Source organism: Actinophytocola sp. (genome assembly GCF_036402745.1).
Lineage (GTDB): Bacteria > Actinomycetota > Actinomycetes > Mycobacteriales > Pseudonocardiaceae > Actinophytocola.
Genome location: NZ_DASWSJ010000009.1, coordinates 1 through 1,602, shown reverse-complemented (window position 1 = coordinate 1,602; position 1,602 = coordinate 1). Strand labels below are relative to the sequence as shown.

The following is a 1,602-nucleotide window of genomic DNA, read 5'->3' as shown; positions in this document are numbered from 1 at the left end:
GCGGGCACCTCGGCGTCCGGCACCTTCAGCATGGTGGCGACGTTCTGCACCATCGCGCGCTCCTGCGCGAGGTAGCGGAACGCCTCGATGCCGACGTAGGCCTCCAGGCGCCGCACGCCGGAGCCGACGGACGACTCGCCGAGCAGCGTGATCGGGCCGATCTGGGACGAGTGCTCGACGTGCGTGCCACCGCAGAGCTCGCGCGACCAGGGGCCGCCGATCTCGACGACGCGCACCGTCTCGTCGTAGGTCTCGCCGAACAGCGCGACCGCGCCGAGCTCCTGGGCGCCGTTCATGTCGGTGTAGACGACCTGGACCGGCAGGTCCTTGCGGACCGCGAGGTTCGAGACCTCCTCGATCTCGCTGCGCGTCTCGTCGGACAGGCCGCCGGTCCACGCGAAGTCGAGCCGCAGGTAGCCGGGCTTGTTGTACGAGCCGCTCTGCAGCGCGGACGGGCCGAGCACCTGGCGCAGGGCGGCGTGCACGACGTGCGTGCCCGAATGGCCCTGGCGGGCGCCCGTGCGCCACTCCTGGTCGACGCGCGCCTCGACGTGCTCGCCCTCGGCGATCTCGCCGCTGACCACCCGGACCTGGTGCACCCACAGCTTGCGGGCGACCTTCTGGACGTCGACGACCTCGAGCTCGGCGTTGGCGGACACGATGACGCCCGCGTCGCTCTCCTGGCCACCGGACTCCGCGTAGAGCGGCGTGCGGTCGAGCACGACCTCGACGATGTCACCTTCGCGGGCGGACTTCACGCGCTTGCCGCCGTTGACGATGCCGCGCAGCGTCGCCTCGGACGCCAGGTCGGTGTAGCCGGTGAACTCGGTCGCACCGAGGTCGAGCAGCTCGCGGTACACGGTCTGGTCGCCGTGGCCGGTCTTCTTGCCCGCCGCGTCGGCCTTGGCGCGGGCGCGCTGCTCGGCCATCAGCTTGCGGAAGCCGTCCTCGTCCACGGTCAGGCCCGCCTCGGAGGCCATCTCCAGGGTGAGGTCGATCGGGAAGCCGTACGTGTCGTGCAGCTGGAACGCCTTGTCGCCGGGCAGCGTGGCGCGCCCGTCGGCCTTGATCTGGTCGGCGGCGGTCTCGAAGATCCGCGACCCGGCGTCCAGGGTCCGCAGGAACGTGTCCTCCTCGGCGCGCAGGATCTGCTGGATGCGGCCGAAGTTCTCCAGCAGCTCGGGGTACATCTGCCCCATCGTGTCGCGGACGACCTCGGCGAAGACCGGCAGCACCGGCTCGGTCACACCCAGCAGGCGCGACGAGCGCACAATGCGGCGCAGCAAGCGGCGCAGCACGTAGCCGCGGGCCTCGTTGCCGGGGGTGACGCCGTCGCCGACCAGCAGGACGCTGCTGCGCGCGTGGTCCGCGATGACGCGGAACCGAACGTCGTCAGTCTTGTCCGCACCGTACTTCCGGCCCGACAGCTCCTCGGCCTTGTTGATGACCGCACGCACCAAATCGGTCTCGTAGACGTTGTCCACGCCCTGCAGCAGGAACGCGACGCGCTCGACACCCATGCCGGTGTCGATGTTCTTCGCGGGCAGCTCGCCGAGGATCGGGTAGTCCTTCTTCGCGCCACCCGGTCCGCGCTCGTTCTGC

General features: G+C 70.7%; 1 protein-coding gene. It reads right to left on the bottom strand.

The features are described from left to right. Positions 1-1,602, bottom strand: a 1,602-nt coding sequence (gene alaS / locus VGD70_RS00695) for an alanine--tRNA ligase (RefSeq protein ID WP_331077004.1), incomplete at both ends; no start/stop codon positions are given.